A 2,789-nucleotide genomic window follows, 5' to 3' on the forward strand; every position below is an offset into this window, starting at 1 on the left:
GGGACGGTTCGGCTGGAGCATGGCGTTGCCAGCGGCCGCTACCGGATCGAGCTGGCCGACCCGCTGGCCGGCAGCCTCGCCAGCGTCCGCTTTGCCGCGGGCTGGTGGTCGGTGGCCGATGCGGCGGAGCGACCGGACAGGGTGGAGATCCGGCCAGCCGGTAATGAGGACAATGCCGGACTGCGCTTGTTCGTCCGGCCGCCCTACCAGTCCCGGGTGATCCTGGCGCTGGCCGACACCAGCATCCATGCGACCACGGTCGTGGAACTGGGGCCGGACGGCGGCTTCGTCACCCTGCCGACCGGCTCGGCCGACCTGACAGAGGTGGGTGGCCGCTATGTGCTGGCGACCGCGCTGGCGGCACCCGGCGTGGCCCATCCACGCCTGCCGGCGCGCGCCGTAGGCGTGCTGCCTCTGCCGGGCGGGCGTGCCGGGCGCACGCTGGAGCTGGCGCTGGACCTGCCGGCAGCGGCCCGTCCGGAACTACCCCTGCCAGTGGCGGTCGAGATCGAGAACCTGACGCCGGGCGAATCCGCCTTCGTGGCGGTGATGGCGGTCGACGATGCCGTCCTGCAGATGACCGGCCACCAGCCGGCCGATCCGGCCGGCTACTTCCTCGGTCAGCGGGCGCTCGGTGTCACGCTGCGCGATGTCTATGGCCGGCTGATCGACCCGGACGGGGTGCGCGGCCGGATCGTGACCGGCGGCGATGCCCGCATGGCGCTGCAGTTCACCGGCAACACGGTGCGCAGCCACCGGATCGTGAGCGTGGTGGCTGGGCCAGTGGCCGTGGATGCGGAGGGGCGCGCCACCGTCGGCCTGCCGGTCCCGGCGTTCGACGGCCGCCTGGCCGTCTCGGTGGTGGCCTGGAGTGCCGGACGGGTCGGCCAGGCGGACGCCAAAATCCTCGTGCGCGGGCCGGTGGTGGCCGAGCTGACCCGGCCGCGCTTTCTCGGCACGGGCGACCAGGCGGAACTGGTGCTGGAGGTGCAGCCGGGCGAGGGGCCCCTCGGCAAGTGGCAGGCGGAGCTTGCCGCTGACGGCCCGCTGACGCTCGATCCGGCAGGGCCGCTGGCCATGGAGGTGGCGCCGGGCCGGTCGGCCCGCCGCCGCGTCACCGCACAGGCCGGGACGGCGCCCGGCACGGCCACGGTCCGGCTGGCACTGACCGGGCCGGACGGCGCCAGGCTGGAGCGCCGGTTCACCCTGGCCGTGCGCAGCCCCTGGCCGTTCCAGGCCGAGCGGACTGTTGCCGACTTGGCGCCCGGCCAGACCCTGGTGATCGACGACAATCTCGGCCGCGACTTCCTTCCTGGTACTGCCGAGGCCGAGATCTCGGTCGGGCCGCTGCCGGAACTGGGGCTGGCGCGGCTGATCGACAGCCTTTCCACCTACCCCTATGGCTGCGTCGAGCAGACGGTCAGCAAGGCGGCCCCGCTCCTGGCGGCGCGTATCCTGCGCCCGGCCCTGGGCCTGGGGCCGGAACCGGCGGTGGCGACGGTCGGCCTGCAGGATAGCGTGCGGCGGCTGGTCGATCTGCAGAATGCCGGCGGCGGCTTTGGCCTGTGGACGCCCAGGTCGCCGGTGGAGACCTGGCTCTCGGCCTATGTCGGCGACTTCCTGCTGCGTGCCCGCGAGCAGGGCATCCACGTGCCGCTGCGGCCGTTCGACCAGCTTGCCGAGCGCCTGGCGCTCGCCTTCTCCGCTGACGACCCCAGTCCCGCCGGCCTGCAGGCCAGGGCCTATGCCGCCTATGTCCTGGCGAGGCTCGGCCGGCTCGACGCCGCGACCCTGCGCTGGTTCGAGGGGCGCTATCTGGCGGACCTGCCGAGCGACCTCGCCCGGGCGCAGCTCGCCGCCGCGATCGCCGCCACTGGTGACCGGCCGCGGGGCCTGGCAGTGGCGGCTTCGCTGAACGGTGTCCGCCAGGCCGACGCCCCACTGATGGACTATGGCAGCGAGCTGCGCGATGCGGCCGGCAGCCTAGCGCTGCTGCTCGAGGCCGGCCTGATCGAAGCGGACGAGCGCGACCGGCGGCTGGCCCAGATCGCGTCTGCCTATGGCGATCCCGGCGCGCTGGACACCCAGTCCCAGGCCTGGCTGCTGCGTGCTGGCGCCAGCCTGCTCCAGGCTCCGACAGCCGAGGCCGGCATCCGTCTGGACGGCCGTCCGGTCTCCGGGCCGCTGCACCTGGTCCAGGCGATCCGGCCGGGCATGGCGCCGCTGCGGATCGAGCATAGCGGGACCGAGCCGCTCTACCGGACGATCACCGTGGCGGGCCTGCCGGTGGAGCCGCAGCCGGCCGCCGAGGAAGGCTTCGCCCTGCGGCGGCGGGTGCTGCGGCTGGATGGCCAGCCCGTGGTACAGGCCGCCGATCGGCCTGGCCGGACCGCGCTCGCCCAGGGCGAACGCGTGGTCGTGCTCCTGGAAGGGACGGTCCGGCAGACCGGGGATCGCCGGATCCTGCTGGTCGACCTGCTGCCGGCCGGGCTGGAGATCGAGCCGCTGGAACTGAGCCCGGCCCGCCCGGCCGAACTCGCTTGGCTGAGCGACCTCACCCAGCCATCGGCCAGCGTCTCGCGCGACGACCGCTTCGCCGCGGCCCTGGACGGCTGGTCGCCCAGCTTCCGCCTGGCCTATGTCGCCCGCGCCACCACGCCTGGCCAGTTCGTCTGGCCGGCGTCCCGGATCGAGGACATGTACGACCCGGCGAGCTTCGCCCGGACGCGCCAGGGCCGGCTCGAGGTGACGGCAAGGTGACGGCTGGCTGGCGGCACTGCCTGCTGGCC

At 74.1% G+C, this 2,789-nt stretch carries 1 protein-coding gene; it reads left to right on the forward strand.

The features are described from left to right. On the forward strand, nucleotides 1-2,760 hold a 2,760-nt coding region (locus tag EQG76_RS27435), incomplete at its 5' end, for an alpha-2-macroglobulin family protein (RefSeq protein WP_321573519.1). Nucleotides 2,761-2,789 lie beyond the last annotated feature (29 nt).

The organism is Geminicoccus flavidas (genome assembly GCF_009806515.1).
Classification (GTDB): Bacteria; Pseudomonadota; Alphaproteobacteria; order Geminicoccales; family Geminicoccaceae; genus Geminicoccus; species Geminicoccus flavidus.